Source organism: Streptomyces sp. HUAS 15-9, from assembly GCF_025642155.1.
Taxonomy (GTDB): Bacteria; Actinomycetota; Actinomycetes; order Streptomycetales; family Streptomycetaceae; genus Streptomyces.
In genome coordinates, this window is sequence record NZ_CP106798.1 from 8,992,920 (window position 1) to 9,019,461 (window position 26,542).

Annotated in this window: 16 protein-coding genes and 4 pseudogenes; 5 read left to right on the top strand and 15 right to left on the bottom strand. The window is 69.1% G+C overall.

Features of this window, described 5'->3' with window-relative positions; genetic code table 11:
* Positions 1-124: 124 nt before the first annotated feature.
* The 4 genes and pseudogenes from N8I87_RS40910 to N8I87_RS40925 all read right to left on the bottom strand — a co-directional run.
* Positions 125-1,660: a DUF1254 domain-containing protein gene (locus N8I87_RS40910; RefSeq protein WP_263215989.1), complete on the bottom strand. Its 1,536-nt coding sequence runs from the start codon at positions 1,658-1,660 to the stop codon at positions 125-127.
* A 700-nt stretch (positions 1,661-2,360) separates the two neighbouring features.
* Complete coding sequence (locus tag N8I87_RS40915; protein WP_263215990.1) at positions 2,361-3,467, bottom strand: ATP-grasp domain-containing protein; 1,107 nt, start codon at positions 3,465-3,467, stop codon at positions 2,361-2,363.
* Between the two features lie 267 nt (positions 3,468-3,734).
* Entirely contained in the window at positions 3,735-4,166 is a 432-nt protein-coding gene (locus tag N8I87_RS40920) for an aldo/keto reductase (protein WP_263215991.1), read from the bottom strand.
* Positions 4,167-4,258: 92 nt separating this feature from the next.
* Positions 4,259-4,435 (bottom strand): annotated as a pseudogene (locus tag N8I87_RS40925) (aldo/keto reductase); the annotation flags it as partial.
* 340 nt (positions 4,436-4,775) lie between these two features.
* Between N8I87_RS40925 and N8I87_RS40930 the strand changes: the two are divergent.
* Complete coding sequence (locus N8I87_RS40930; RefSeq protein WP_263215992.1) at positions 4,776-6,446, top strand: MFS transporter; 1,671 nt, start codon at positions 4,776-4,778, stop codon at positions 6,444-6,446.
* 239 nt (positions 6,447-6,685) lie between these two features.
* Here the strand turns inward: N8I87_RS40930 and N8I87_RS40935 are convergent, their stop codons facing one another.
* Genes N8I87_RS40935 through N8I87_RS40945 form a run of 3 tightly spaced genes read right to left on the bottom strand, consistent with a single transcriptional unit; the run spans position 6,686 to position 8,132 of the window.
* On the bottom strand, positions 6,686-7,570 hold the full coding sequence (locus tag N8I87_RS40935; RefSeq protein WP_263215993.1) for an alpha/beta fold hydrolase: 885 nt from the start codon (positions 7,568-7,570) through the stop codon (positions 6,686-6,688).
* Entirely contained in the window at positions 7,567-7,764 is a 198-nt protein-coding gene (locus N8I87_RS40940; protein ID WP_263215994.1) for an ABC transporter permease, read from the bottom strand. The genes N8I87_RS40935 and N8I87_RS40940 overlap by 4 nt, the downstream gene beginning before the upstream one ends.
* Entirely contained in the window at positions 7,764-8,132 is a 369-nt protein-coding gene (locus N8I87_RS40945) for an ABC transporter permease (protein ID WP_263215995.1), read from the bottom strand. The genes N8I87_RS40940 and N8I87_RS40945 overlap by 1 nt, the downstream gene beginning before the upstream one ends.
* A 485-nt stretch (positions 8,133-8,617) precedes the next feature.
* Here N8I87_RS40945 and N8I87_RS44585 point away from each other — a divergent pair.
* Positions 8,618-8,755: pseudogene (locus N8I87_RS44585) on the top strand (transposase); the annotation flags it as partial.
* Positions 8,756-8,809: 54 nt separating this feature from the next.
* Positions 8,810-9,032, top strand: a pseudogene (locus N8I87_RS44590) (IS5/IS1182 family transposase); the annotation flags it as partial.
* 681 nt (positions 9,033-9,713) lie between these two features.
* On the opposite strand, the pseudogene N8I87_RS40955 reads toward N8I87_RS44590, so the two are convergent.
* Positions 9,714-9,877, bottom strand: a pseudogene (locus N8I87_RS40955) (argininosuccinate lyase); the annotation flags it as partial.
* Positions 9,878-9,999: 122 nt separating this feature from the next.
* Here N8I87_RS40955 and N8I87_RS40960 point away from each other — a divergent pair.
* Entirely contained in the window at positions 10,000-12,228 is a 2,229-nt protein-coding gene (locus N8I87_RS40960) for a SpoIIE family protein phosphatase (protein WP_263215997.1), read from the top strand.
* A 623-nt stretch (positions 12,229-12,851) separates the two neighbouring features.
* Here N8I87_RS40960 and N8I87_RS44595 read toward each other — a convergent pair.
* Positions 12,852-13,028, bottom strand: coding sequence for an SWIM zinc finger family protein (locus tag N8I87_RS44595; protein ID WP_411577350.1), 177 nt, complete (start codon positions 13,026-13,028; stop codon positions 12,852-12,854).
* Positions 13,029-13,479: 451 nt separating this feature from the next.
* The gene (gene mgtA, locus N8I87_RS40975) at positions 13,480-16,209 is read right to left on the bottom strand and encodes a magnesium-translocating P-type ATPase (RefSeq protein ID WP_263215998.1); all 2,730 of its coding nucleotides are present in this window, start codon (positions 16,207-16,209) and stop codon (positions 13,480-13,482) included.
* A 1,074-nt stretch (positions 16,210-17,283) separates the two neighbouring features.
* On the opposite strand from mgtA, the gene N8I87_RS40980 reads away from it, so the two are divergent.
* Complete coding sequence (locus tag N8I87_RS40980; protein WP_263215999.1) at positions 17,284-20,199, top strand: glycosyl hydrolase; 2,916 nt, start codon at positions 17,284-17,286, stop codon at positions 20,197-20,199.
* Positions 20,200-20,533: 334 nt separating this feature from the next.
* On the opposite strand, the gene N8I87_RS40985 is transcribed toward N8I87_RS40980, so the two are convergent.
* The 5 genes from N8I87_RS40985 to N8I87_RS41005 form a co-directional block, all read right to left on the bottom strand.
* On the bottom strand, positions 20,534-21,757 hold the full coding sequence (locus tag N8I87_RS40985; RefSeq protein ID WP_263216000.1) for a PP2C family protein-serine/threonine phosphatase: 1,224 nt from the start codon (positions 21,755-21,757) through the stop codon (positions 20,534-20,536).
* Positions 21,758-22,466: 709 nt separating this feature from the next.
* On the bottom strand, positions 22,467-22,889 hold the full coding sequence (locus tag N8I87_RS40990) for an avidin/streptavidin family protein (RefSeq protein ID WP_263216002.1): 423 nt from the start codon (positions 22,887-22,889) through the stop codon (positions 22,467-22,469).
* Positions 22,890-23,441: 552 nt separating this feature from the next.
* The gene (locus tag N8I87_RS40995) at positions 23,442-24,869 is read right to left on the bottom strand and encodes an RtcB family protein (RefSeq protein WP_317633538.1); all 1,428 of its coding nucleotides are present in this window, start codon (positions 24,867-24,869) and stop codon (positions 23,442-23,444) included.
* Positions 24,870-24,922: 53 nt separating this feature from the next.
* Complete coding sequence (locus N8I87_RS41000; RefSeq protein ID WP_263216003.1) at positions 24,923-25,360, bottom strand: archease; 438 nt, start codon at positions 25,358-25,360, stop codon at positions 24,923-24,925.
* 214 nt (positions 25,361-25,574) lie between these two features.
* Positions 25,575-26,042, bottom strand: a complete 468-nt coding sequence (locus N8I87_RS41005) for an Hsp20/alpha crystallin family protein (RefSeq protein WP_263216005.1) — start codon at positions 26,040-26,042, stop codon at positions 25,575-25,577.
* Between the last annotated feature and the right edge of the window lie 500 nt (positions 26,043-26,542).

A 26,542-nucleotide genomic window follows, 5' to 3' on the forward strand; every position in this document is an offset into this window, starting at 1 on the left:
AAGCCGCTTGGAAACGTGGGGACTTCGGGGGCGGAGCACAGTAGACCGCACCCTTGCTCATCGAGTACGCCGACTCGGGCACTGGGCAGCACTCAGGACGGCGCCATGGGATTCCGCGGTGTCGTCAGACGAGGTGGCGGATCGGCGGGCACTCCCATCGTGCGTCGATGACTTCGGGGCGTGGCAGGTACATACGCAAGGCGATGAACCAGATGCCCTGTTCCGGTGTGGGCAGCCAGTTGGGCTCCCGGGCGGGACCCGGGGACTCGGGCTGTAGATGGAGGGTCAGGCTTCCATCCGCGTCCGTGACCAGTCCCGGGGTACGGTCGCCGATCGAGTAGCGGCCGATCGGGTTGGGGACCAGGTTCCTGTCCTCCCCGTAGACGGTCAGGGACCAGAACGCGTCGACAGGAGGCAGATCCCCCGGTTCGAAGCGCAGTTCGTAGCGGCCCGTGGACAGCTTGCCGCCGTCGGAGTCGTGGAAGGCGGCAAGGTACACCGCTTCCTGGGGATCGTTGGCGGCGACACCGACCAGGGACTGTTCCGCGGCTCGCCTCAGGAAATCGTCCCCGAACCTTCCCAACTGGGGTGGCGGGTAGAGCCAGCCGTTGATGACATGGGCCCATTCGCCACTGAGCAGTTGCTGTTCGAGCATCGGTGCGGCGGTGGCCGCGGCCCGGATCAGGCTCTGCTTGACGGATTCGGGCTGGGCTTCGACATCGAGACCGGGCCCGATGCCGATCTCGGCGAACTGCTTGAGCAGGACGTCGTGGTGCCGGGGTGGCGGATTCTCGGCCAGCATCGCGTTCAGGGTCTTCCACGGCCCGAGCCGATCCTGTGCGACGTCGATCGGTTCCAGCACGTCGCGGCGTTGCGGAAGGTGCGCTCCCTCCTTGCCGAAAAGGTGGAGCGGGGTCAGCCGGTACCGGCGCTGAAGCGCATGCACGTGCGAGAGGTCGCGCTCGCCTGCGACGAGGGTCCGGCCCACGATGACGATCCAGGGACTGGGTGCGGTCTCCGTGCGGTGGACCCCTTTGGGGAGGTCTCCCGTCCATCCTGGCCCGACGAGGGCGAAGTCTCCGGCATGCGGTCCGGTGGCACGCTGTCCCACGTAGCCGTAGTTGTCGGAGGTGACGCCGACCAGTTCGAAGGTGAAGTAGCGGTCGCCCATGTCCGGGTGCGAGAGGATGATGGGTTCCTCGCTCAGGTCGACCCAGGCGAACGAGTACAACGTGTCGTTGTTGGGGCTCAGGCCCTCCCGGTCGGAGGCGTCGAAGAGCCTGCCGGCGTGCCAGAAGTGGTTGACGGCGGCATACGGTGTCGCATCGGTGTCGGGTTTCTGGGTCACCCACCGGTGGCGGAGCCCGGCGTTGTAGATGTACGGGAAGCCATAGACAAAGGCCTGTTCCCCGAGCGTGTAGGCGTATTCTCGGCGCCAGTCGCTGACGTGGCCGGTCAGCACCGGCTTCACCGACTCCCACATCAGAGGCAGCGCCTGCGATGCCTCGCGTGCGCGTCCGACCGTTGCTCGTGGGTGGCGCACGGCGTCCGCCGTGGCCCTGCCTGTCGCCATCGCCGCCTGGCCGATGCCCGACGCCACTTCCGTGAGTTGGTGGCTCAGTCGCTGCACGGGACGGGCGCTCGTGGATGCAGAGGCCATCACTGCGCTCCTCTCCAGCACGGCCTGCCACAACAAAGGCTGGGCAACCGACCACCGTCGCAGACGATCCCGGCTCCTCGTTGTGGGCCGACAGGCTGCATCGTTCGCCGTGCCACGTCGAGTATCGGGCAAGTTGCTTCATGCGGCAGGACCTACCAACTCGAGTAGATCACCGCAGCCGGGGCCCGGCAACCGCGCTCGGCCTCACGGCTGCGTGCCGTCGTCAAGATCAAGGGCGAGGTGCTCGCCGAGGCCGCCGAGCCAAGGACGAAACCGTCCGGCCCAATGGGCGGACGAGGCCGCCTCAGTTCACGATCTCGGCGTCCAGTTCGCAGTGGTCGTCGGGGCGGCAATTTTCTCCGAGGACGGAGGCGGGGAACGGGGGCATCGGGCGGCCCGAGGCAGATGACATCGGCATGCTCGGGACGGTGATGAGTGCCTGATGCCGTGCGGTGCGCTCACCGCACGCAGTGAGCGGGACGTGCGGGTCATGAGAGCCATCGCGCTGGAGATCATCGTTGAGCTGTTGACTCGCCTGCGTGCGGACCGGCACCTTCGGCGACGCCGGATCGTCGTGCTGACCGGGGGCACGCAGCAGCCCCTGCGACCGATTACGCCGCGGTGCAGAGATCCCTCGAGCTGTCGGCCGACGTGCTTGTGGTCGCCAGGAGCCGTGTTGACGGCGTCTGCGACAATGACCTCAAGACCCATCCGGACGCGAAGCGTTTACACCACCCCAAATACCGCCACTGCTGTTGACCGCCCCGCGGAAGGGGCCCGTGAACCGCTCGCTGCGGCGCCTCGCTTCGGGACCCCAGACGCCGCCGGTGAATCCGTCCGCGTCACGGACAGCGGTCCGGCCCCGGCGGGCAGGTGTGAGGACACCGGAACGGTGCCTGGTCAAGTCGCGGACGAATGCGAAGAGTTCGCGGCCGAGCGAGCGCCCCGCGGCAGCGAAGAGATCGGGGTAGAGCCCAGGGTAGGTGTTCTCGTCCACGATGATGGGTCGGCCCTCGTACAGAATCAGGTCGAAGCCGACCAGCGGCAGGCCCAGGGCCAGCTGGGCCCGCTGGACGAGCCCGGCGTGCGCCGGGGGGACGTGGCAGCCGTCGACATCGCCGCCGATCCCCTCAGGGTCGTACACCTTCCATGCATCGGCGGACAAACGGGTGAAGCGGTGGCCGCGCTTGCGATAGCCGTACATCAGGGTGCCGTTGATGAGGGTCGTACCGATCCAGTCGGCAGGGCTGTTGGGATAGAAGCGCTCAAGGAGGAAGGTGTGCTCCGTCGTCCGGGCGAGCGTGCTGTCCAGGTAGTCCGCCAGGTCCCGCAGGATCGCGAAGTCCTCGATCAGCAGGACCCCCTGTCCGAAGGAGCCGAGCCTGGGTTTCAGCAGGGCGCGGCCCCATTCCGCGAGTACGGATGCGGCGGCGGCCGTGTCGCGGCGATCGAGCAGGACCGTGTCGGGCACCGGGAGGCCGGCCCGGGACAGCCGCAGGTGAGCCCGGTACTTGTCGAGGCCGGTCGAGAAGCGTGCGGGGTCCGGGACAACGGGTATGTCCAGGCTGAGCGTGCGCAGGGCTTCCAGGGCGTAGCTGCCCGGGTCCCGGGGCAAGTTGGCATGCCAGACGAAGAGGTCGAGGTCGTTGAGGCAGACCTCACCGCAGTGCACCTTGCCGTCGCGGACCCAGGTGCGACGGATGTCCAGGTCGTGCAGGAACTCGACGTCGGTGAGATCCGCCAGCAGTCTCATCAGCAGCGCGTGGTCCTCGGGCGGAATCTTGCCGACCTCCGCCTGCGCGCGCACAGGCGGCGCAGGCGGAGTCGATTCGCAGGCGGCGGGCGGCAGGAAGGTCCCCACTGTCAGCGTGGGGCGGTGCTCTCCCGGCAAGGGGCTGATGGGTGCCCGCGACGGGCTCGACCGAAAACTCTCGCTCATGCGTGGTGTCGCTTCAGGAAAGGTGTCGCCTTCACGGAGAACGGCGCTCTCTCCAGCCCAGCACATCTCGTCGACGGGCGCACTTCGGTGACACGGCCGACGATCGGCTCCGGACCGGCCTGACGCGCACTCGGATCAGTAACGCCCGCCGTGCGGGGCCGGCAAGGCGTCGAGGTCGGCGAGGTCCGCCGCGCCGAGCCTGACGCCAGCCGCGTCGGCGTTGCCCCGCAGGTGCGCCGGGGTCCTGGTCCCCGGGTCGGGCACCACGTACTGGCCCTGGGTCGGCAGCCGGGCCAGTGCCACCTGTGCCGGCGTGGTCCCCACCCGTTCGGCGACCTCCCGTATCCGGCCGACGATGGCCAGGTCGGCACGCAGCGCGTCGCGCTGGAAGCGCGGCAGCCGACGCCGCAGGTCGTCCTCGGGCAGGTCGTCGAAGGACGAGAACCTCCCGGCGAGGAAACCTCGCCCGAGGGGCGCGAACGGCAGGAAGGCGATGCTTTGCTGCTCGCAGTACGGCACCATCTCGACGAGCTGGTCCTGCGTCCAAAACGACAGCTCGGACTGCACCGACGCCACCGGGGCAGTTGCCGGAACCGCGCTCGGGGCCGGTGAGGGCCAGGCCGACCGACCTTGGTGGCCAGCACCGCATGCCCGCGCCGGACGCCCGCCAGCCCCCTGCCCACCGTCCCCTCGTCGGTGTACGGGCCGTACACATCCGCGGTGTCGATCAGCGCCGCGCCCAGGTCGAGTGCCTGGCGGAACACCATGATCGACGTTGCCTCGTCCCGTGGGCTCCTCCTGTCGTAACCGAAGCTCATGCCCGCGCTCAGGCCCATGCATCCCAGGCCGATGACGCCGGCATGGGCCCCTCTCTGGCGCTCGATCGCCGGTCAGTCCCGGCTCGCGCCTCGGCGTTCCTTCCGATGATGTCCCCGGTCGTTGACCGCGCCCGGTGCAGTTGGGCCGTACGGGGGAGTTGTCCGCGAGGTGGAGTGGGAGCGGACGGCGGGCGCGCGTCCCGCGGGGCTGTGGTGTGCCGGACGGGCACTCTGGACCGTGGACCGGGACGGGGCCGACGGAAGAGCGATCGGGCGGCAGGACGGGACCGTGGAACGGCAACACAGAACATGGCGGATCAGAGGTCCGGTCAGGGACGCGCCCCAGGCCCTCAGAACCTTGTTCGTCCTTCTCTCCATCGAGAACGTCCTGATCAACTACACCTCCACCGCCATGAACGTGGCGCTGTCGGCGATCGTCAGGGACCTGCACACCTCGCTGACCGGCGTGCAGTCGGCGATCTCGCTGTACGCGCTGGTGGTTGCCGCATGTCTGATCACCGGAAGCAAACTCGGCGCACGCCGCGGGTACCCGCGGACCTTCGTCCTCGGCGGCGAGGTCTTCGGCGTGGGCGCACTGATCACCGCCCTCGGCCCGAGTCTGCCGTTCATGCTGGTCGGCTGGTCCGTGCTGCAGGGGGTCGGCGTGGCGCTGATGCTTCCGGCGGTGGTGGCCATGCTCACCGCGGCCTTCACCGGGGCCACCCGGACAAAGGTCTTGTCCGCGCTCGGAGTGACCGCGGGAATCGGGGCGGCGGCCGGCCCCGTGGTGGGTGGCCTGATCACCCACTACCTCAGTTGGCGAGTGTCGTTCCTCCTGGAAACCGTCGTCACGTCGGCCGTGGTGCTGCTCATGTGGCGGACGGCCGATCCCGGGCGACCCCGTGTGCGCCCCGGACAGCGCTTCGATGTCCTCGGTGCGCTGCTGTCGGCCGCGGGATTCGGGCTGCTCGTCGTCGCGACCCTGCTGGCGGGGCGGTACGGCCTGCTCAGGGACCGGAAGGACTTCGAGGTCTTCGGCAATACCCTGCTCCACCGCGGCCAGGTGTCACCCGTGCCACTGCTCGCTGGCATCGGACTGGCGGTCCTGGGCGTGTTCGCCGGATGGGAGCGTCACCTGATCAGGCGCGGCAGGGACCCGTTGGTGCGTTTGTCGGTGCTGCGCAACCGCACGATCCGGGTCGGGACCCTGACCCTGGTGATGCAGATCCTGGTCCCCACCGGCATGCTCTTCCTGGTGCCGGTCTTCCTGCAGACGACTGTGGGCTTCGACGCGCTGCGGAGCGGAGTCACACTGATCGCGGTGCCGTTGGGGCTGACGGTGGCGGCCTCGACGGCCGCCAGGCTCATCGCAAGCGGGCGGATGACCCACCGCACAGCGCAGATGGGGGCGTTCCTCTGCATGGCCGCCGGCTGCGTCGCGATCGCCGTGATGTTCGACCCGCGTCAGCGGGAAGTGTCGGCCATAGGCCTGGCACTCGCACCGGGTCTCCTCCTCATCGGGCTCGGCCGGGGCCTGGCCACGACGGTCACCGACCTCATCCAGTCAGCGCCTCCGCCGGAGGAAGTGAGCGACGTGACGGGATTGTCCCGCACCGCCGGTTATCTCGGAAGTTCGTTCGGAGTCGCGCTCGCCGGCGCATTCATGACCACGGCCCTGCTCTTCGCGTTCGAGGCAGCGGCGGATGCCAGCGACGTCTTGTCCTCCGACCAGAAGCAACTCGTCAAGCAGACACTCGACCACCAGATCCAGATCACCGCCGCGACCGACGGCGCCGTCCGCACAAAGCTGGCATCGCGGGGCATCACGGGCGCGGTGGCCGACGAGCTCGTGCGGATCAACGCCCGGGCCAGGGGCGAGGCGCTGACCGTCGCGGCCACCGGCATGGGCGCGCTGGCCCTGATCGGATTCGGGCTGGCACTGCGCATTCCCCGCGGTGGCCATCCGGGTGACAGTATGGCAAACGCACCACCGCCGCCGCCAACACCACCGCCACAACCGTGCGATTGATACGCCGTCAGTGAGCCCGTGTCGAGCCGTCGCCGAGACGGGCATGGTGACGCCCTGCTGGAGTGTCCCCGCCTGACAGGGCGAGATGTGTGCGGTCGGCTCGCAGCCGGACACTGGCCGCCGGTCAGGGTCCGTCCCTGAGCGCATCCTGCTGCCGCCTCGGGGGAGTGGGGGGGGGCGCTGTCGCGCCTACGGCTCGGCGCGGAAGGCCCACTCGGTAACCCGGGGCGGAGGTCGTGCTACATCTGCTTCAGCTCCGCGTGCACCGCCTCCGCGATGGCTGCCGTCGCGTTCTCCGCAAACAGGATCGTGTAGTGGTTGGTGTCGTCGATCCGGCGGGTGGTGATCCGGTCCGGGTCGAGGTCGCCAGCGGCGAGACGTCCCTCGTCGTACAGGCCCTGGGGTTCGTTCATCACTCCGCGCCGTGCCCACAGCAGGGTGCCGCGCACCTGGGGCTGGTGGATGGCGGCCAGCGTCTCAGTGTCGCCCAGGGGGCCCGCGCCGTCGGCCCGGATCGCGTCCAGGACGCAGCTGCTGCGCATCTCGGGGGGCTCGCCGGTCAGGTCGCGGTCCACGTATGCCTGGACGTGCGGGCCCCAGTGGGCGGTGAGGGACGGGTGCTCGCGGAAGTGTGTGTGGTATGCCTCGCGGTTCGGGAAGGTCTCCTTGAGCCGGCGCATCGCGGGTCCGATGACGGACTCGATGACCTCGTCGATGTCCGCGCCTCCCGGGATGGGGAAGCCGAGGCCGCCGTCGACGAGGACCACGCGGGGGAAGCGGTCCGGGTGCCGCGCGGCGGCCACCGCGGCGATGAAGGCCCCGAGCGAGTGGCCGACGAGCAGCGCCTGTCGCAGGCCCAGGTGGTCGAGCAGGGCGAGGATGTCCTCGACGTGGGCGGGAATGCCGTACGGCCCCGGCAGTCCGGCGCTGTGGGCCCGGCCGCGTAGGTCCGGGGCGTACAGGTCGACGTCGCCGAGCTGCTCGGCGGCGGCGACGAAGGCCAGGCCGTTGGCGGTGATGCCGTGCAGCGCGATGACCGCGGGCCCCTCGCCGGGCCACCGGGTCACGGCGAGGTCGCCTCCTTGCACCGGGACGGCGAGTTCCTGCACAGTACGCGAGGTCATGCGGACTTCCTCCTTCTGTCCGGCGCGGCCAGGCCGCCCGGGGCCACGTAGACGGCCACCACGAACAGTGTGCCGAGAACGAGCATGGGTTGTAGGCCCAGGTTCCAGCCCGGCAGCCGTTGGTCGAGATAGGTGAAGAGCACACCGCCGACGACCGGCCCCCAGCGTGTGCCGCTGCCGCCGAGCACCACCATCACCAGGAGCGTGACGGTGAAGTCGGGTGTTCTGGCGCGGGGTGTGGCGCCCTCGGTGACGAGCAGGTGCAGGCACCGCCGGGCACGGCCGGTGCCCTGGCCAGGGTGAAGGCGGCGAGCTTGTACGCGAAGAGGCTGCGGCCGAGGACCGCGACCCGCTGCTCGTTGTCCCTGATGCCCTGCCAGGTCCGGCCGATCGGCCGCGCCGTGGCCGTCCACGCGACGGCGGCGACCAGGGCGAGGCAGCTGAGGGCGAGCCAGTAGATGTTGACCCTGTTCTGCACGCCGACCAGCGCCGCGGGCACGCCCTCGGTGCTCGGCGTCAGGCCCTCCTCGCCGCCGGTCAGGCCGTCCGGGGTGCGCTCCACCCAGATCGCTCCAGCCTGCGCGAAGGCCGACGTGACCAGGCGAACCCGATCGGTCCGAGGGCGACGGAGCGCGCGAGACGGCGCCGATGAGGACGGCGAGCGCGGTCCCAGCGGCCAGAGCGGCGGCGCGGCGGGCAGCAGCGCCAGACCGAAGTGGGTCGGCCAGCTGGGTGCCGTACGCGCCGCCTGCCACGTAGAGGCCATGCCCGAAGGAGAGCAGTCCGGTACGGCCGAACATCAGGTCGTAGCTGAGCGCGAGCCCCGCGAAGAGCAGGCAGAGCGCGAACAGCTGAAGGGATCCTGGGGAGTTGACGGGTCCGTCCAGCAGCACGGGGGTGTTCAGCGCCGAGAACGGCAGCAGGAGCAGGACGAGCGGCACTGCGGCGCCCCACGCGGTCACGACACCAAGATCGAGATAGACCCAGCGGAGTCCTACTGCCGACTGCCGTGTCTTCTGATCTCGAGTAGTGGATCACGGTTGGGTGATGCGTCGCCATGAACGGTCCGATGCGGAATGGGAGTTCGTCCGGCCGCTGCTGCCGTCGTCCTTGCGGGGGCGGAAGCGGTTGGACGACCGAAGGATCCTCAACGGGATCGTGTGGAAGGTCCGCACCGGGACGGCCTGGTGGGATGTGCCCGATCGGTACGGGCCCTGGGTCACGCTGCACACCAGCTGGCAGCGCGGCATCGCCCACACGATCCCCGAGCGGGCCGATCAGGTCCGCAACAGGCTGAAGTGCGGCAGTCGTGGCGGGCGTCCGACGGCCTTCGACAAGCACCTCTACAAGTGACGCAACGCCGTGGAACGCTGCTTCAACCGCCTTGAGCAGCGCGGCATCGCCACCCGCCGAGTCCTACCAGACAGCCGTCACCCTCGCATCGCTCCTGATGTGGGCGTGACACTTGACGACAACTCCCAGGAGTGAGAGCCGGGGTCGCTCGTGAGGCGGGTTCACCAGCAAGCTCCACCTGAGCGCGGTCGGCCGCTGCCGTCCGCTGTCCCCGGTCGTCACGCCGGGCCAGCGGGCGGACGGCACCCAGTTCACGGCGGTGCTGGAGAAGATCCGCGTGCCCAGACCCGGTCCGGGCAGACCCCGCAAGAAGCCCGGCAGTCTTGCCGCCGACAAGGCCTACGGCCACGGCCCGTGCCGCAAGTCCTGCGGCTCAGGGGTATCCGGAACACGATTCCGGAGAAGACAGCCGGCCAAGCCGCCCGCCTGCGCAAGGGCTCACGCGGCGGACGGCCACCTGGCTTCGACGAGGAGCGGTACGAGAAAACGCAAACCGTCGAGCGGGTGATCAACAAGCTGCAGTAGGTCCGGGCGGCGGTGGCCACCCGTTATGACAAGCTCGGCTATGTCTTCCTCGGCACTGCCACCGCGGCGGCCCTGGTCCTCCGGCTGCGCACATGATCGCCCGGACAAGTCCTGGCCTACCCAGGTAAAAGGAATATTTACCTCCGGGTAGGTGCGAGTCAAGGTTTCGGCCGGTGGCCGAATCCCGTCCGTTATCAAGTCGTCCGGGCAGCACCAAGGGCCCGTACGCGATGTCTGGGCCCTTCTGACTGTTGCGGAGCGGCCGTCAGGACTGCTTGAGCGGGGCCCATGCGTGGTGCGCCGCCATTCCGCCTTGGCCTCCGCGAGCTCGACGGCGACCGCGCTGGGTGCCGTGCCACCGCGGTGGTTGCGCGAGGTGAGGGAGCTGGAGACGATGAGGACGGAGCAGACCTCCGTGGTCAGGTGCGCGCGGGAGGGAAATTGCAGGTCAGGCACACTATGAGACCGGGTTGGGTGACCCCGTCGACTCCGGTGGTGCACCGCCGTGCTCGACCCGGCAGCCGCCTGGAACAGCGGAGACGTGTGTCAAAGTGGAGGGGCGGCAACACGTCGGCGCGTTCGGCGGGGGAGACAGGAGAAGGTGGCCTGTCATGTCCATATATTTCGATCCCCAGCGTTCGGCCACGGCGCACGTCCCCGTCGACAGGCGGGGCGAGGAGTACGCGGACCTGTTCGGGCAGGCCCCGGTGATCTTCGCAGCGCTCAGTGGCCCGAGGCACCTGCTGGAAGCGGCGAATTCAGTATTCTTCGAGACCCTCGGGTGCGACAGCGGGCACATCGGCGAGCCGGTCGGCGAAGTGATTGCGGAACTGGCTCCGCAGGGCGTCCTCGACCGGCTCGACGCGGTCTACCGCACCGGCGTGGCGTACCGGGCCCGAGACGGGCGACTTCTGTTGGGCGGGCCGGACAGGCAGCGGGAGAGGTTCTTCGACTTCACCTACGAGCCCCGCTGGGACGCGGTCGGCCGGATCGATGGGGTCGTGGTGATCGCCGTCGAGACCACCGCGTACCACCACGCGCATCTCCTGGCCGCCGAGCAGCGCACACTGCTGGAGCAGATCGCACGCGACGCCCCGCTGGACGAGATCCTCTGCGGCATGGCCACGGCGATCCAGGATCTCTCCCCGGACATGATCGTCTCGGTACTGCTCGTCGATGGCGAAGGAGAGTGCCTGCGGCACGGCACCGGCCCACGCCTGCCCGACTTCTACAACGAGGCGATCGACAGGATCCCCATTGGCGAGGGCATCGGCTCGTGCGGTACGGCCGCCTTCCGGCGCGAGCCGGTGATCGTCACGGACATCGCCACCGACCCCCTGTGGAAGGACTACCGAGACGTGGCGCTGCGGGCCGGGCTCGCGGCGTGCTGGTCCACGCCGATCCAGGACGCGGAAGGTCTGCTGCTGGGCACCTTCGCGATGTACCACCGGACCCCCAGGGCTCCGGAGGACAAGGACGTGGCGCTCAGCGCCGCGTTCGCCCGCACAGCCGCGTTGGCCATCGAGCGCCACTCCGCGGTGGAGGCGAGACGTGCCGCCCAGGAGCGCGAAAAGGCAGCGCGTGAGGATCTGGCCTTCCTGCTGGAAGCCAGCACCGCCATCACGGGCGAGACACACTATTCCGACAGCCTTCAGCGCATGGCCCGACTGACTGTTCCGGCCCTGGCGCCGCTGTGTGCCGTCCATGTGCTCGAGCACGGTCAGACCCAGCGCATCGCCGTCGCCGCAGAGACCCGTGCGGGAGAAATGCTCCTCACTTCTCCCGCACTGTGTGACGCGGTGGACGCCGCCGTCGCTCGCGTGCTGACTTCCGGCACCACCGAAACCGCCCACGCGGGCGGCCTCTGCGCGCAGCTCGGCGTCACGGGTTACGTGTGCGTGCCGCTGACCACCCGGAGCTGCACCTTCGGCGTGCTGACTCTCCTGGCCACCGACATGCCCCTGGACGGCCACACGATCGCCTTGGCCCAGGAGCTCGCCCGCCGGGCCGCTTCGAGTGCCGACAACGCCCACCAGTTCACCGACCGCGTCCGGCTGGCGCGCGACCTACAAGCAGGGCTGCTGCCTCCCGAGTTGCCCAGGATTCCCGGTGCTGCTCTGGCGGCGTGGTACCAGCCGGCCGGTGAAGGACTCGACGTCGGCGGCGACTTCTACGACGTCTTCCCGCTGCCCGCCGATCACTGGGCGCTCATGATCGGTGATGTGTCCGGACGCGGCGCGCTGGCGGCCACCACCACCGGAATGGTCCGGCACACCGCACGCGCCGCCGCCCGCCTCCTGAACAACCCAGCGGCGGTGGTCGCCGCCATCAACGACGCGTTGGCGGAGAGCACCGTCGGTGAAGACCAGTTCGTTTCACTCATTTACGGCGAGCTGCGGCACACCGCGTCCCACCTGACGCTCAACCTGATTCGCGCAGGGCATGTACCGCCTCTGGTGCGTCGCGCCGACGGCACGGTCGAAGAACTCACGCAACCCGGCCTGCTGTTGGGCATCGGTCCCGACCCCGGCTTCCGCCCGTGCGGCATCGACCTGTTCCCCGGCGACAGCCTGGTCCTGGTCACCGACGGCATCACCGAGGCTCGTTCCGCCAACGGCGAATTCTTCGGCGAGGACCGCTTGGCGGACGCACTCGCCGCTGTCCGGACCGCGCCGCCCACCGCCGCCGCCCTCATCGAGTCCATCACCGCCGCAGTCACCGCCTTCGCAGGCGATGCCATCCTGGACGACCGGGCCGCACTGGTTGTCACCGCCACCTGATGGTCACGATGCCTACGGCAGGACCACCGCGACATGGGGGTTTCGCTTCTGTCCGTTGCCCGCCTCAGGCGCAGGCTCTCTACCGCGCCCTGCCGCATACATGAGTCCCCCACCAAGTGATGCTGCTCCCATGTTTCCGCACGCTGCGCTGCGTCTTTCGAGTAGCGTCCCAGCATGGAGATGCGGATCGACCCAGTTGAGGCATGGGAGCGATTGCGGGCCAGTTCGGGTTCGTTGCGGGGCCCCTTCTCCAGCGCCGCTCGCACCTGCTCTTGACGGTGAACGTCGGCCCGTCGTCCGGGCAGACGGCGCCGGGGTGGGGCGCAGCGCACTGCTCGGCGTGCCGGATCACGTCGGCGATGCGCCAGTGCGCGGGAAGCTGTCCCCCGCACCTGCTCAACCTGGGGATACGGGCGGGGTGAACCGGCTGCTTCACCAACGCCCAAAGCAGCCCCACATCTCAGAGTGCGCGGGGACGGAACCGACGCTGATGCCGAGGCTGCCGCCTGCGATGCCGCGCGGGCTGTGTTGCGGCGGGCGAGCTCGTCCAGCAGCTGCTGTTCGCCGCGGCCGCGCATCAGCAGCAGGACGAAGGGGTCTTCGTCCTGCAGGCGTGCGGCCTGCTAGCACAGCGCGGCGGCGTGCTTGCACGGGTAGCCCCAGCCGGGGCAGGAGCAGGACGGCTCCAGGTCGTTGGCAGACGGGAGCGGCCGTACACCGGCCTTCAGCGCGTCCTTGACCAGCTCGGTGGGCATGTCGCCGTCCAGCAGTGCGGCGATGTGCCCGGCGCGCGCCGCCACCGCGTTGAGGAGCCGGTCCCGCGAGGTACTTCCGGACCGTCTTGCGATCCAGTCCCGTCTCCCGGGCGATCTCCGACAGGCTCATCGCTCCGGACTCCAGCAACACCCGAAAGCGTCGCAGTTCAGACCACCGGCGCGGATCCAGGACCACCGCCGACCACCCCCTGCCGCAGCACACCGACTACGCAGCAGAGTGCCGACCGGCCCTCCTCGACGCATCAGGAACTGGCCGCATTCGCCCGTACGTGGGTGGGGACGTCAGGTGTACGCCGACACCGCAGATGCCGGAGCTGACCGCACCGGCAGAGCCGGCCCTGACCGTCCCGCACATGGGGTCCTTGGCCATCAGGCGGCGGGGGTGCGCTCGGTGAGGGAGAAGGAGCCGGTCGAGGCGGCTTTTGAAGGCCAGGCAGACGCCCGTGGCGGCTCGGACACAGGGGTGTTCGGCGGATCACCGAGTTGGGGTCCGAGGGACTGATGACGTGCGGGACTCGGTGGCGTCCCCCGGGTGCGGTCTGTTCGCCAACGGACGGCGGGTGGCTCTCGGTCGCGGTAGTCGGGTGACGGTGCTGAACCGTGCCGCGCGGCGTCGCAAATGCCGGTGGCCGAAGGCCGGTTGGGGGCGAGCCGGTGCATACGCGGTTCGGTAGAAGATCCGTTTCCCGGTCTCGACGAGGAGAAGGTAGACAACGACCATGGCGGCTACTGCGGCAAAGAAGCCGGGCGGCAGGAGTTGGAAGCCGAGGACGTGGGCCAGTGGGGTGGCCGGCAGGGCGGCGCCGAGGGCGACGACGCCCAGTGCTGTCAGTGTCAGGGGGAGGCTGGGGCGGCTGCGCCAGAACGGGGTGCGGCGGGTGCGGATGGCGAAGATCACCAGCGTCTGTGTGGCGAGGGACTCCACGAACCAGCCGGTGTGGAACTGGGCCGCGTCGGCGTGGAAGACCCACAGCATGACCGCGAAGGTGACGAAGTCGAACAGCGAGCTGATCGGTCCGAAGCAGACCATGAAGCGCCGGATGAACGCGATGTCCCAGTGCGCGGGGCGGCGCACCTGCTCCTCGTCGACCTCGTCGGTGGGGATGGCGAGCTGGCTGCTGTCGTACAGAAGGTTGTTGAGCAGGATCTGGGAAGGCAGCATCGGCAGGAAGGGCAGGAACAGTGAGGCGCCGGCCGCGCTGAACATATTGCCGAAGTTGCTCGAGGTACCCATCAGTACGTACTTGATGGTGTTGGCGAAGATCCGCCGTCCTTCGGTGACCCCGTCGGCCAGGACACCGAGGTCCTTCTCCAGCAGGATCACGTCGGCTGCGTCCTTGGCCACGTCGGTGGCCGAATCGACCGAGATGCCCACGTCGGCGGCGTGCAGTGCGAGGGCGTCGTTGACGCCGTCGCCGAGGAAGGCGACATCGCCGCCGGTGCGTCGCTGAGTGCGGACGATACGGGCCTTGTGCTCGGGGCTGACCCGGGCGAAGACCGTGGTGTGCCGGATCGCGGCGGTGAGCCGTTCGTCGTCCAGGGCGTCCAGGTCGGTCCCGGTCAGCACGCCGACATCGGCCAGCCCGAGATCGTGGCAGATCTTGGCGGCCACCGCCGGGTTGTCCCCGGTGACGATCTTCACCGTGATGCCCAGCGCGTCCAGTCGCCCCAGTGCCTCGGCCACTTGGGGTTTCGGCGGATCGAGGAAGACCAGCAGACCCGCCAGGCGCAGGTCACGTTCGTCGGCGGCTGCGAGGGTGGTGTCCGCACGGGCGGGACGGTTCGCCACGGCAACGACGCGGTTTCCGGCGGCGAACTCGGCCTCCAGCGCCCGGCGGACGGGCTCAGTCACCTCTGCGCAGCGTTCCAGTACCGTCTCGGGAGCGCCTTTCGTGATCAGCATGGTGACGCCGGCGGCATCGGTGACGGTGACGGAGACCATCCGCCGTTCATGGTCGAAGGGCAGGACTGCTACCCGTTTCCAGCCCCTGAGCGCCGGGCGCTGGGAAGCGGAGGCAGGGGAGTCCCACAGGGCCTCGTCGAGCGGGTTTCCGCCCACGGGCCGGCCCTGGTCGTCCACGTCCGTCTCGGTGCACAGCAGCCCGAGACGCAGCACCTCCTCCGCCGACGTACCGCCGACGGGTACGGCGCGCATGAAGTCGATGCGGCCCTGGGTCAGGGTTCCGGTCTTGTCGGTGAACAGCACATCGACGTCGCCGAGGTCCTCGATGCACACCAGCCGCTTGACCAGTACCTTGCGCCGGCTCATCCGCCGGGAGCCGGCGGCCAGGCTGGTGGAGACCACGGCGGGCAGCAGCTGCGGAGTGATGCCGACCGCGATGGCCAGTGAGAACAGCAGCGCGTCGATCAGCGGCTTGTGCAGGGCCACGTTGATGATGAGGATCGATGCGGTCAGTGCCCCGGCGACGTAGACCAGGAGCATCGAGAACCGGCGCAGCCCCACCTGGAACTCGGTCTCCAGCTGGTGCCCGTTCAGCCCGGCGGCGATCTTCCCGAACTCGGCCTCCGCGCCGGTGGCGACCACTACGCCCCGGCCGCTTCCCGAGTGCACCACGGTGCCCATCAGGGCACATGCGGCCAGGTCCGCCAGCGCTGTGCCGGCCGGCACGGGGGCGGTGTCCTTCGCGACCGGCAACGACTCACCGGTCAGCACGGACTCGCTGCACTCCAGCCCGGTGGCCTGCAGCAGCCGCAGGTCCGCGGGCACGATGTCGCCCAGCCGCAGCTCCACCACATCGCCCGGCACCAGGCCGGTGACCTCCACTTCCTGCGGCCGCCCGTCGCGCAGCACGACCGCACGGTGCCGGATCTTCGCGTGCAACGCCTGGGCGGTCCTCTCCGCCCGGTATTCATTGGCGAAGCCCAGACCGACGGAGAGCGCCACGATCACCCCGATGATCACCGCGTCGCTGTGCTGACCGACGAAGTACGAGACCACGGCTGCGGCCACCAGCAGACCCAGCAGCGGGGACCGCAGCTGATGCCACAGGACGAGCCACGCCCGGGCGCGATGCGAGTGGACCGCGTTGGGGCCCCAGCGCTTCAGCCGTCGTTCCGCTTCCTCCGACGACAGGCCGCCGCCGTTCACCTCGAGATCGCCCAGCACCTCTGCGGTGGTTCGGGCGGCCGCAGAGGCGGCGCGGCCCGCGGCCACCGGCCTTGCCGGCACAATGGCCGTCACCATCGCCGATCCCCTTCCGGGCGCCTGCCCACCCACACGGCGGATCGCGTCGGCGCAGAGCCGGAGAAGCACCTGACCCTGACCACCGGGCGGGGGCACGGGCACGGCCGCGCATGAGCTGACGTCACAGTTCCACTTTCTGCCCTTGTCCGCTCACGCCCCAAGGGGCCATTCGGGCCCTGTCCCCGGGACCTGCTTCCCGGCTCGCCACCTCTGCCTCGGTCAACCAGTGTGACGACGGCCATGAGCAGCTCGTCCGGCGGGCACGACGCCCGGCCGATGGTGAGGAACCCGTACGCGTAGCGTCCCGGGGCCGGTCGAGCACCGCACGGGAGCCGGCAGGATGACGGCTTCGCCGTCAGCCTGACCGGGACGACCGACGACTCACGTGAGGCCCCTGGGCGAGCCGCGACCGCCCGCGGATGGGGACCTCTTCAGGAGGTCTTCGTCGTCATGGAGCGGACGAGCGGTGGGCGCTGGTGCTGCTGGGTGCGCGCTCGTTCGGCAGGTGGCAGACGGCGTCACAGTGAAAGGTGAGGACGCCCGCGGCGATGGAAGCGCGCGACCTCCTGCCGTGCCCGGCCCCGTCCCCGCGGCATGCGTCCAGCCGCGTTGCGGCGGCGTGTGAAGGTCGCAGCACGCGACTCCCGCACACACTCCGCGGCGACCGGGACGCGGCTGCCGCCGTGCTGCCTCTCGATATGTCTCCGTGCCGGAACCTGCCGTCGGAGACCGGGGTTTCGGTACCGGGACGCGGAAAGTGGCTCAGAGTCGGCCGTGGCCCGTTCCCACTCCCGGCTGTGCAGGCTGAGTGGGCGCGTCGTCGGCCAGATTGTGACGGCGTCCATGAAATCGCTCAGTGACGGTCAATTGAACGATCAGCCCATTTTGTATTGACGGCTCGGTAGGGCAGTTCTAACCTCCCCAGGTTGAGAGCGCTCTCAATCAAAGGATTCACGGGTGTAATTCGCCGTGGCCTGGGATGTGCAAGTCGACATGCGTCATTCGCTCACGCGATCCAGCGAACCCGTTGGTGCGGTCGTTCGTACGCTTCGCCTCCCGCTGAAAGGTGTCCCCATGCCAAGAGACGGTGTTCAGCCATTAAGAGCGGCGCTGTGGTCCGCGTTCTGGCGGCGGGTGGCGGTGTTCGCGGCCGTCGCTGCCCTGCTCGGCGCAGTCCTCACGGTGCTCAACTCCGCGTCGGCCGGTGCCGCCACGGTGGGTGCGGGCAGTTACACCACCACGGCACCCGGTGCGCTGCCCTCCGGGTGCGCGGACCTGGCCACCAACCCGCGTCACTGGGTGACGGCCAACGCTCCGTCGGGTGCCGTCCCCACCAATGACTGGTGGTCGTCGATCCTGTGGAAGCGCACCAACTGTGCATACGGTGAGCCGCTGTTCGCTCAACCGCTCGGTTTCCGGGCCCAGTCGGGTGGACTGGGGGTCTCCTACAGCACCAGGCCGACGATCTCCGGCAGCGGCAAGGGCGTGGGCGAGTACCACTTCGACTACCGGGAGGACTTCGTCGCGGCCGTCTCCGGTCTGGCCGCTCCTGAGGTGAAGGTCGACGACTGGAGCGACTGGACCGTCAGCCCCTGCCTCAGCGACGGCACGCACACCCTGCGGGCGACCATCGGCTCCGGCCTGCCGTTCGTCTACTTCCGCGCAACGGGCGGCGACGCACAGATCAAGGCCGCCTCCGACGCAACCGTGGACGTATGGTCCAACTCCGGTTCGACGATCGGCTACACGGTCAACGGGCACGACTACGTCGCCTTCGCCCCCACCGGCGCCACCTGGTCGGTCAGCGGGTCCACCTTCAGCTCCTCGCTCGCGGGCAAGGACTACTTCTCCGTCGCCGTGCTGCCCACCACACCGTCCACCTCGACCAACGACCGGGCCGCACTCGCGAGCGAGTACGCCAAGTACGCCTATAACCACGTCACCGGCACGGCCGTGTCCTACCGGTACGACGAGGCGGACAGCACCATCACGACCACGTACCGCTTCACCACCACGGCGCTCGAGGGGTCGGCAACTGGGACGGTCTCGGCTCTGCTGCCGCACCAGTGGCGCCACCTGGCCGACGGCAGCCCGCTGCCGCAGACGTACATCTCCTCGCGCGGCCCGCTGAAGGTGCTCACCGGCATCACGTCCTTCACGACGTCGATGGTCTTCCACGGGGTGCTGCCCGAGTTGCCGGCCGTCGCCGACAGTTCCGGCGCGGACGCCACGACACTGCAGGACTACCTCAACGCGGAGAAGGCCGACCCGACCCGCCAGCGGAGCGACGACACCTACTGGACCGGCAAGGGCCTCGGGCGTGCCGCACGCCTGGTGGAAATCGCCGACCAGACCGGCAACACCGGCGTCCGCGATGCCGCCCTGTCCGCGATCAAGTCCAAGCTCACGGACTGGTTCACCGCGTCGCCGGGCAAGACGGGCCACTTGTTCTACTACGACAGCAACTGGGGCACCCTGATCGGATATCCGGCCTCCTACGGTTCCGATCAGGAGCTGAACGACCATCACTTCCACTACGGCTACTACATCGCCGCGGCCGCGACACTGGCCAGGTTCGACCCCACCTGGGCCGACGCCGACCACTACGGGGGCATGGTCGACCTGCTCATCCGGGACGCCGACAACTACGACCGCGCCGACAAGCGCTTCCCCTACCTGCGGGACTTCGACGTCTACGCCGGCCACGACTGGGCCTCCGGCCACGGCTCGTTCGCCGCGGGCAACAACCAGGAGTCTTCCTCCGAGGGGATGAACTTCGACAACGCGCTCATTCAGTGGGGCATCGCCACCGGGAACAAGGCCGTCCGGGACGCCGGTATCTACATGTACACCACCCAGGCCGCCGCCATCGAGGACTACTGGTTCGACACCCACCACCAGATCTACCCGAGCGACTTCCCGCACAAGGAGGTGGGCATGGTCTGGAGCAACGGAGGCGCCTACTCCACCTGGTTCTCCAGCGCCCCCGAACAGATCCAGGGCATCAACCTGCTGCCGGTGACCGGTGGGCACCTCTACCTCGGCGACGACCCGGCCCACGTCAAGGCCAATTACCAGGAGATGCTCGACCAGGCCGCCAAGACCCAGCCCGGCATCTGGCCCGATATTTGGTACGAATACCTGGCCCTCGGCGACGGCGAAGCAGCCCTGGCCGACTTCCGCGCCAACAACTCCTTCGCCTCCGAGGAAGGCGAAAGCAAGGCCCACACCTTCCACTGGATCCGCAACCTCGCCGCCCTCGGCACCGTGGACACCACCGTCACCGCCGACAGCCCGCTGGCCGCGGTCTTCACCAAGAACGGCGAACGCACCTACGTCGCCTCCAACACCACCGCCACCGATACCACCGTGCACTTCTCCGACGGAACCACCATGCAGGGACCTGCCGGGAAGACGGTCACCGCCGGCGCTCACACCTGGAGCGGCGGCAGTGGGCCCGGCAGCACAGGACCCACCCCGACCCCGACTCCGACGCCCACGCCGCCCGGCGGCACGGGTTCGTCGCCCACGCTGTACCTGAGCGGTGACGGAACGCTGTCGGCGAACGCCGGAACCGCGGACAGTGTGACGGTGACGTCGGCCGACGGCGTCAACCACGACGGCAGCCCGTACAAGCCGCTGATCTTCACCGCCTCCGGGCTCGACCTGAAGTTCGCCGGAGGGAGCACCCAGTTCGATCTGGCCGTCGACGCCGAGCAGTCCATCGGCAACGCAGTCCAGATGCAGGTGTCGTACGACTGCCTCGGCGACGGCACATGGGACCACGTCGAAACCTACCGGTACTTCGCCACCGACCCGCTGCCCGGCTGGGAGCACTACGCCGACGAGGCCGGACTGGCCTCCGCAACCGGCACGCCCTGCGACCTGAAGAACGGAACCGTACAGATCAAGGTCTGGAACGCCCTGGGCAACGCCCCCGGCGCGCTGGGCACGGGTGACCTGTCAACCCTCCGACTGCCCTACACCTGATCCGACGGCGTCGACGACCATCAGGCTGCCATCCGTGCACAGCGAGGTCCGCCGGTTGGTTCATCGACGCCGAGCCGGCCCGTTTGATGTCGCTCGAGTGCTGCGGGTACGCCCGTTTGGTCATGATCAGAGCTGGAACGTCCTGCCGTGGGTGCCTCCGGCGTCGTCTGCGGAGATGACGTCGGTCGGAAGCGGTCCGAACTCCGAACTCTGCGGTTCGGAGAGTGGCGCGACACCTGAGAACCTTCCCCTCGGGAGACCAGCTGGCCAAGCGGAGAGGGCAGTTGTCCACGTGGGCGGGCTGTTCATTCGGACTCGGCTGAGGTCGAGGCGCTCAGTCAAGAGCGGCGAGGTGGTCGGCAGGGCCTCCGTGCCACTCGATCATGAAGAGGGTGGCGTCGTCGCTGGTGCGCCCCCCTCGTTGCCTCTTCAGTGCGTGAGATAGTCGGCGCAGGTCCGCTCGCACTCCCTCTGACGGCTCCTCACCCAGGCGGTTGACGCAGCGGATGAGGCGTTCCTCACCGAACGGCTCCCCGCCGGCGACATGCTCCTCGATGATGCCGTCGGTGTAGCACAGCACCCGGTCGCCCCGCTGGAGCATGTGCTGTCTGATTCGGGGCGCCTCACCGCCGAAGCCGACGGGCAGCGTCGTCGCGCTCTCCAGCTGCTTCACTACCCTGCCCTCGCGGATCAGCAGCGGCGCGGGGTGACCCGCGTTGACCAGCTCCATCTCACCGTCGGCGATGTTCAGGTGCATCAGCTGCGCTGTGACGAAGTGGTCGGGCCCGAACTGCCGGGAGATGGCGTTGTCCATGAACGCGTACTTCTCGGCCAGGCTGATGAACACGCGCCGGGCGTGGCGGTAGGCGCCGATGGCGATGGTCGCCATCGCGGCGGCGTCCAGGCCGTGGCCCATCGCGTCGATCACGGCCACATGCAGGATGTTGTCGTTGAGGGCGTAGTCGAAGCTGTCGCCGGCGACGCGGTAGGCGGGCTCCAGGACGCCGGCCACCTCGACCTGCGGAACGGACATCGTCAGCGGCGGCAGCAGGCTCCACTGGATCTCCGCGGACACGCTCATCGGCTCCCGGCGCCGGGCCAGAAAGAACTGGTCCGTGTAGGCGTTCTTGGTGACCAGAACGTCGGCGACAAGGCTGGCGAGCCTGCCCAGCAGGCGCCGTTCGTCGTCGCTCACAACGTCCAGCGTCAGGGCCATCACCCCCACCTGGTCGCTCCCGTCCAGCAGAGGCAAGTACATCCGCACGCCGTGGGCCTTGGGCACCTCGACGATCTCCACGCGCAGGAAGGCCCGGCCGGCGGGGGAGTTGGCCATCGGCTCGGGCTGGCCGACGTACAGCTTCCTGCCCGGCAGCGGCACCAGTAGCTCCTGCGCGTAGTCCTGGAGCAGGATGGAGACGTCACGACCGCCGATCCTGGCCACCTCCTGTGCGATCAGCGGGGCGATCAGCTGCGGCGGCATCAGCCGCGCCTGATCCAGCAGCGCGCCGAGCAGCCTCTCGCCGAAGCCCTCCGACCGGTTCACGCTCTCCTCGCCCATGGCCCGGTTCGCCACCTCTTTCTTCTACGACTCCGGTCGCCGCCTGTGCACAACGTGACCTGGGAAGCACGCCCGGGCGGATCATTACGCCATGCGCGGCATGTCGGCCCATCGGGCCCGACGACCGCTCATCGGGGGAAGTGTTCGTGCTGCTCGCCTGATTGGGCTCTCATGGCGCTGTCAGATCGGTACTGCGTTCGCCGCGCCCACAGAGCACGCCTCGCTGCGCTCCATCGGTGTGGTCAGCAACCCTCTGCTGCTGTGGGGCATCGGCTTTGAATTCGCCCTCGCCGCCGTCTTCGTCTACACCCCGCCCTGCAGGCCCTGCTGGGCACCGCCGCCCTCACCCACGCACGCTACGCCGGCTGCTGCGTCGACGGGCCGTGCTTGCGAGGCAGCAGTCCAGGATGCCGCTGACGGTCGCCGGATTCGGCGTCGACGAGCACTCCCCAGACGCCCCTTCCTCGTCTACGAGCCGGACTGCCTCGCAGGCTCCGGCCCACCCGTGTCTGCTGCCCCGCATGGAGCCCGGTGCCGGGCACTGTGTTTGGTGATGGACGAGAACAAACTCCTCGGGATCCTGTCGCTGTCGGACGTCAGCCGCACGGTGACCTTGCTGATGAGTGTCGCCCCGGGCAGTGGCCCCTCGCCGACGGGCAGCGCGGGACGTGGTTGCCGGGCGTACTCGCGGGCACCGACGCACCGACCTTCAGGACGGCATCGGATGCGAAACCGGTCGGCCGCTGCGAAGAGCGCGATCGACGTCCTCGCTGGTGGGCTTTTGTCGGGTGAACACATCCTGCCCGACCACAGTGGACTCCCACGACTCCGCCATGGCTGAGGAGCGGGTGAGCAGCCAGGTGGTGAGGATGCGTTCCGGGTCTGTCATGAATTGGCCGCTCCAACTCGTGACGGAGCCCAGGTTGCCGTGCTCGTTGCGCCAGGCGATCGTCCAGCCCAGGGCGATGCCGCTCCCCGGGCTCGTCGGCCCGTCGTGCCTTCCGATGAGGAGATACGTCCCCGGCGCGTGTCCTACGGCGGTGACGTACTCTCCGCTGACGGTCCCTTCCTGATCCAACTCGAGGCGCACCTGTGAACCGAACTCGTTGTACCACTCTCCGTCAATGGGCATGATCTTCCCTCTGCTGGTTCGCGCCTGCGGTAGCTCGGCGCGGGAACATCCGTTTCCCGCTTGCGGTTATTTGAACCTTAATGTCAAATATATGGACGTATCCGGCAGGCGTGCCGAAGGCTGTGAAGCCGGGTGGGGTCGCCATCACGCCTGGAGACCTTGGAGCACGACAGCCGGGAGATCCGCCGCGGGGACGGCCCAACTGGCCGAGCCCTGCGCGCCAGACGCCTACGGTGGCCCGTTGCCGTGGTGGGCAGGACCCGCTTGTCGGGTACGAGCGAGCAAACCGACGAACTCGGCCGAGGACGTCGTCGGACGGCCTGCGGCCATCGTGGACGACATGATCAGCACAGGCAGGACTGCGGAAGCGGCTGTACCGGTCCTGCTCGACCGCGGGGCTGCTCCCGACACACCGTGGCCGCAACCCACGGCCTCCTGGTGGGACCCGTGCAAGACAGACTCGGCCGCCGTCCCGTCCGGCGCCTGCTCATCATGGACACCCTCATGGTCCAACGGCCGCACCGACTGCGGCTTCATATGAAGGGACCGCTTCTAGCCCTTGAGGACGCCCAGCGGTACCAGGCGGGCGACCAGGCGGCCCAGGTTGTTGTGTTCGCTTGCCCGGACGACGGCGTCGACGTCCTTGTACGCCTCGGGCGCCTCCTCGGTGACGCTGTGCCAGGAGGCGGGGCGCACCGCGACCCCGGCGCCGACCAGTTCTTGGCGCAACTGCGGGATGGACATTTCGCGGTGGGCGCGGTGCCGGCTCCAGACGCGGCCCGCGCCGTGGCAGCAGGAGTCGAAGGCGCGGTTCCCGGTACTGCCGGTCATGACGTACGAGGCGGTTCCCATCGTGCCGGGCACGAACACCGGCTGGCCGAACGGGCGCAGGGCGTCCGGCAGGTCGGGGTGGCCCGGCGGCAGGGCCCGGGTGGCGCCTTTGCGGTGGACGCACAGCAGCGGCCGGGCCGTGCCGTCGCCGGTGTGGCGTTCCAGTTTGGCGAGGTTGTGCGAGACGTCATAGAGCAGGTCCAGCCCCGCGCCGGTGGCCTCGAGGAAGACGCCACGGGCGGCGTCGGCCAGCAACTGGCGGTTCGCGCGGGCGTAGTTCGCGGCCGCGGCCATCGCCCCCAGGTAGGCGCGGCCGGCGGGCGAGTCGACGGGCGCGCATGCCAATTGCGGGTCGGGTACGTCGATGCCGTACCGGCGCATCACGGCGTCCATGGCCCGCACGTGGTCGGCGCAGATCTGGTGGCCCAGGCCGCGCGAGCCGCAGTGGATCATGACGCACACCAGGCCGGGGCGCAGGCCGAACGCCCGTGCGCACGTCTCGTCGTAGACCGCGTCGACCGCCTGGACCTCCAGGAAGTGATTGGCCGACCCCAGGCTGCCGACCTGCCCGGCGCCGCGGTCCAGTGCGCGGTCGCCGACCTGGGTGACATCGGCGTCGCCGACAGCTCCGCCGTCCTCGCACCGCTCCAGGTCACGCGGCATCCCGTGGCCCTGTTCGACCGCGTACCGGGCGCCGCCGCGCAGGATCTCGTGCAACTGTGCCCGGCCCCCGAGGTGCCACAGGCCCCCGCGCCCCAGCCCGCGCGGGATCAGCCCGTCCAGCCGGTCCATCAGCACGGGCAGCTTCTGCAGCAGGGCAGCGCGGTCCACATGCGCGGTGAGCAGGCGTACCCCGCACGAGATGTCGAAGCCCACCCCTCCGGGCGAGATGACCCCGCTTTGGTCGACATCGGTCGCGGCCACGCCGCCGATCGGGAAGCCATAGCCCCAGTGGATGTCGGGCATGGCATACGAGGCGCGCACGATGCCCGGGAGCGTTGCCACGTTGGCCACCTGTTGAAGGGCCTGGTCTCCGGGCTCGTCGGGCAGTAGCTCCCGTGGCGCGAGGACGACTCCGGGTACGCGCATGGCGCCGGTCCGTTCGATGCGGAACCGCCAGGGTCCCTCCGCCAGCAGCCGGATGTCCATGTCGATTCGGCCTCCTCGGCGAGCCGTCCCGGCGCGGAACGTCGGGACAGGCATCACACATCCAGAGTCACCCGGCAGGCCCACCCCTGCGAATCCCGGGCCAGCCGCAGTCCATGCAATGCGACGGCCTTCGGCACGGCCCCGGTCTGCGTGGCGGTCGAGCTGTCGGCCATCGTGAATCGCACGCGCACCCCGCCCGGCTCCTGCATCACCACGACGTCCACAGGGAGCTCGTCCCCGGCGTCCATGCGGTAGATGACTTCCTCGAGCACAGTGGCCAGGAGCCGGTCATCGTCCTCGGCTGACACCACGCACTCCCGGGTAGCGCCGAAAGCACACTCAGGCAGTTCGGCAAAACTGCCGACCATGCCCCGCACCGCCTCCACGATGCATTCCTCGCGCGTCGGTGCCCACGCCTCGACACGCAGATCACCGGTGTGCGGAAGACTCCGATGACCGCGCGGCGACTGCTCGGGCCATTGATCGGTCATGGTGCGAGACCTTGTCCCGAGAGCCGGCCACGAACACGCGCCTTGCCATGGCCGATCACGGTAGAGCGTCCTTGTCGCATTGGGCAGGAGTGTGCGGCAGGTGTCGTATCACGTCCTCGTGCCACCTTCCGCTGATGACCTCACGTGCTCGCCCGGGTGCGGATCGGCGTCAGCCGTCCGCACCCGTTGATCGTGCCGCTGTAGGAGCGGTGGTTCAGCCCTCGATCTCGACGTGGTGGGGCTTGGCTGCGTGAGCCTTGGGGACGGTGACGGTGAGGATGCCGTCGGCGAGGGCGGCGTGGACATCCTCGGCCTTCACGTCGGTGGGCAGCAGCGCCCGGTACTCGAAGTGGCCGGTACGGCGGGTGGTGCGGCGCAAAACTCCTTCGCGTTCGCGTTCCTTCAACTCCCCGGTGATGTGCAGTTCCCGTCCGCTGACCTCGACGTCGATGTCCTCGCGCTTGATGCCGGGCACTTCGCACTCGACCTTGTATACCTCGTCGGTCTCGCTCAGATCGGCCAGCGGCGCCCATGTCAGGGGCTCGGTCCAGGACGGTGCGGCGGACTCCAGGAACCGGTTCATCCGCTCGAAGAGTTCGTCGAACTCGGCGGCTATCGGCTCAGGCCAGGGGTAGGCCCGCTCCAGCAGGCGGCCGTGCCTGTGTCGTACGGGCAGAGTCATGCGGCTCACCTCCGCGGATGTGAACTCGAAGAGCCATGTGACTCCCTCCCTCTCCATCATGAGCGACGTCTGCCCGGTCGGCGACCTCGCACCGGCACGGCACCCAAGTACGGGAGCGCGCCTCAGCAGCCGAAGGCCAGTGCGACAGCGTTCAGGACGTCCATGGCGCAGGTCCTGACTCCGCCGACCAGCGCCGGCGTCGGAATGCCCGGATCGCCGTGTCGACGCACCCGGAGACCGCAGCGAAACGCGGTGATGCCCGGGAGGATCAGGACGTGCAGCGCGGTCCATGGGGTTCGGCTCCTCCTGTGAGGTCGAACGGTCCATCGGCATAGGGGGCCTTGAGTCGAAAGGGGATGTAGTGTCCTGCGGGCCTGTCGTGAGTGGGCGATGCGGCGCGCGAGGCCCCTCGGGCCGCATGCCACTGCGGGGTGCGTTCCACGAGCGTGACGCCGCGTGACATGCGGGGCCCGCGCCGTTGCCGTGGCCGCCAGGGTTCC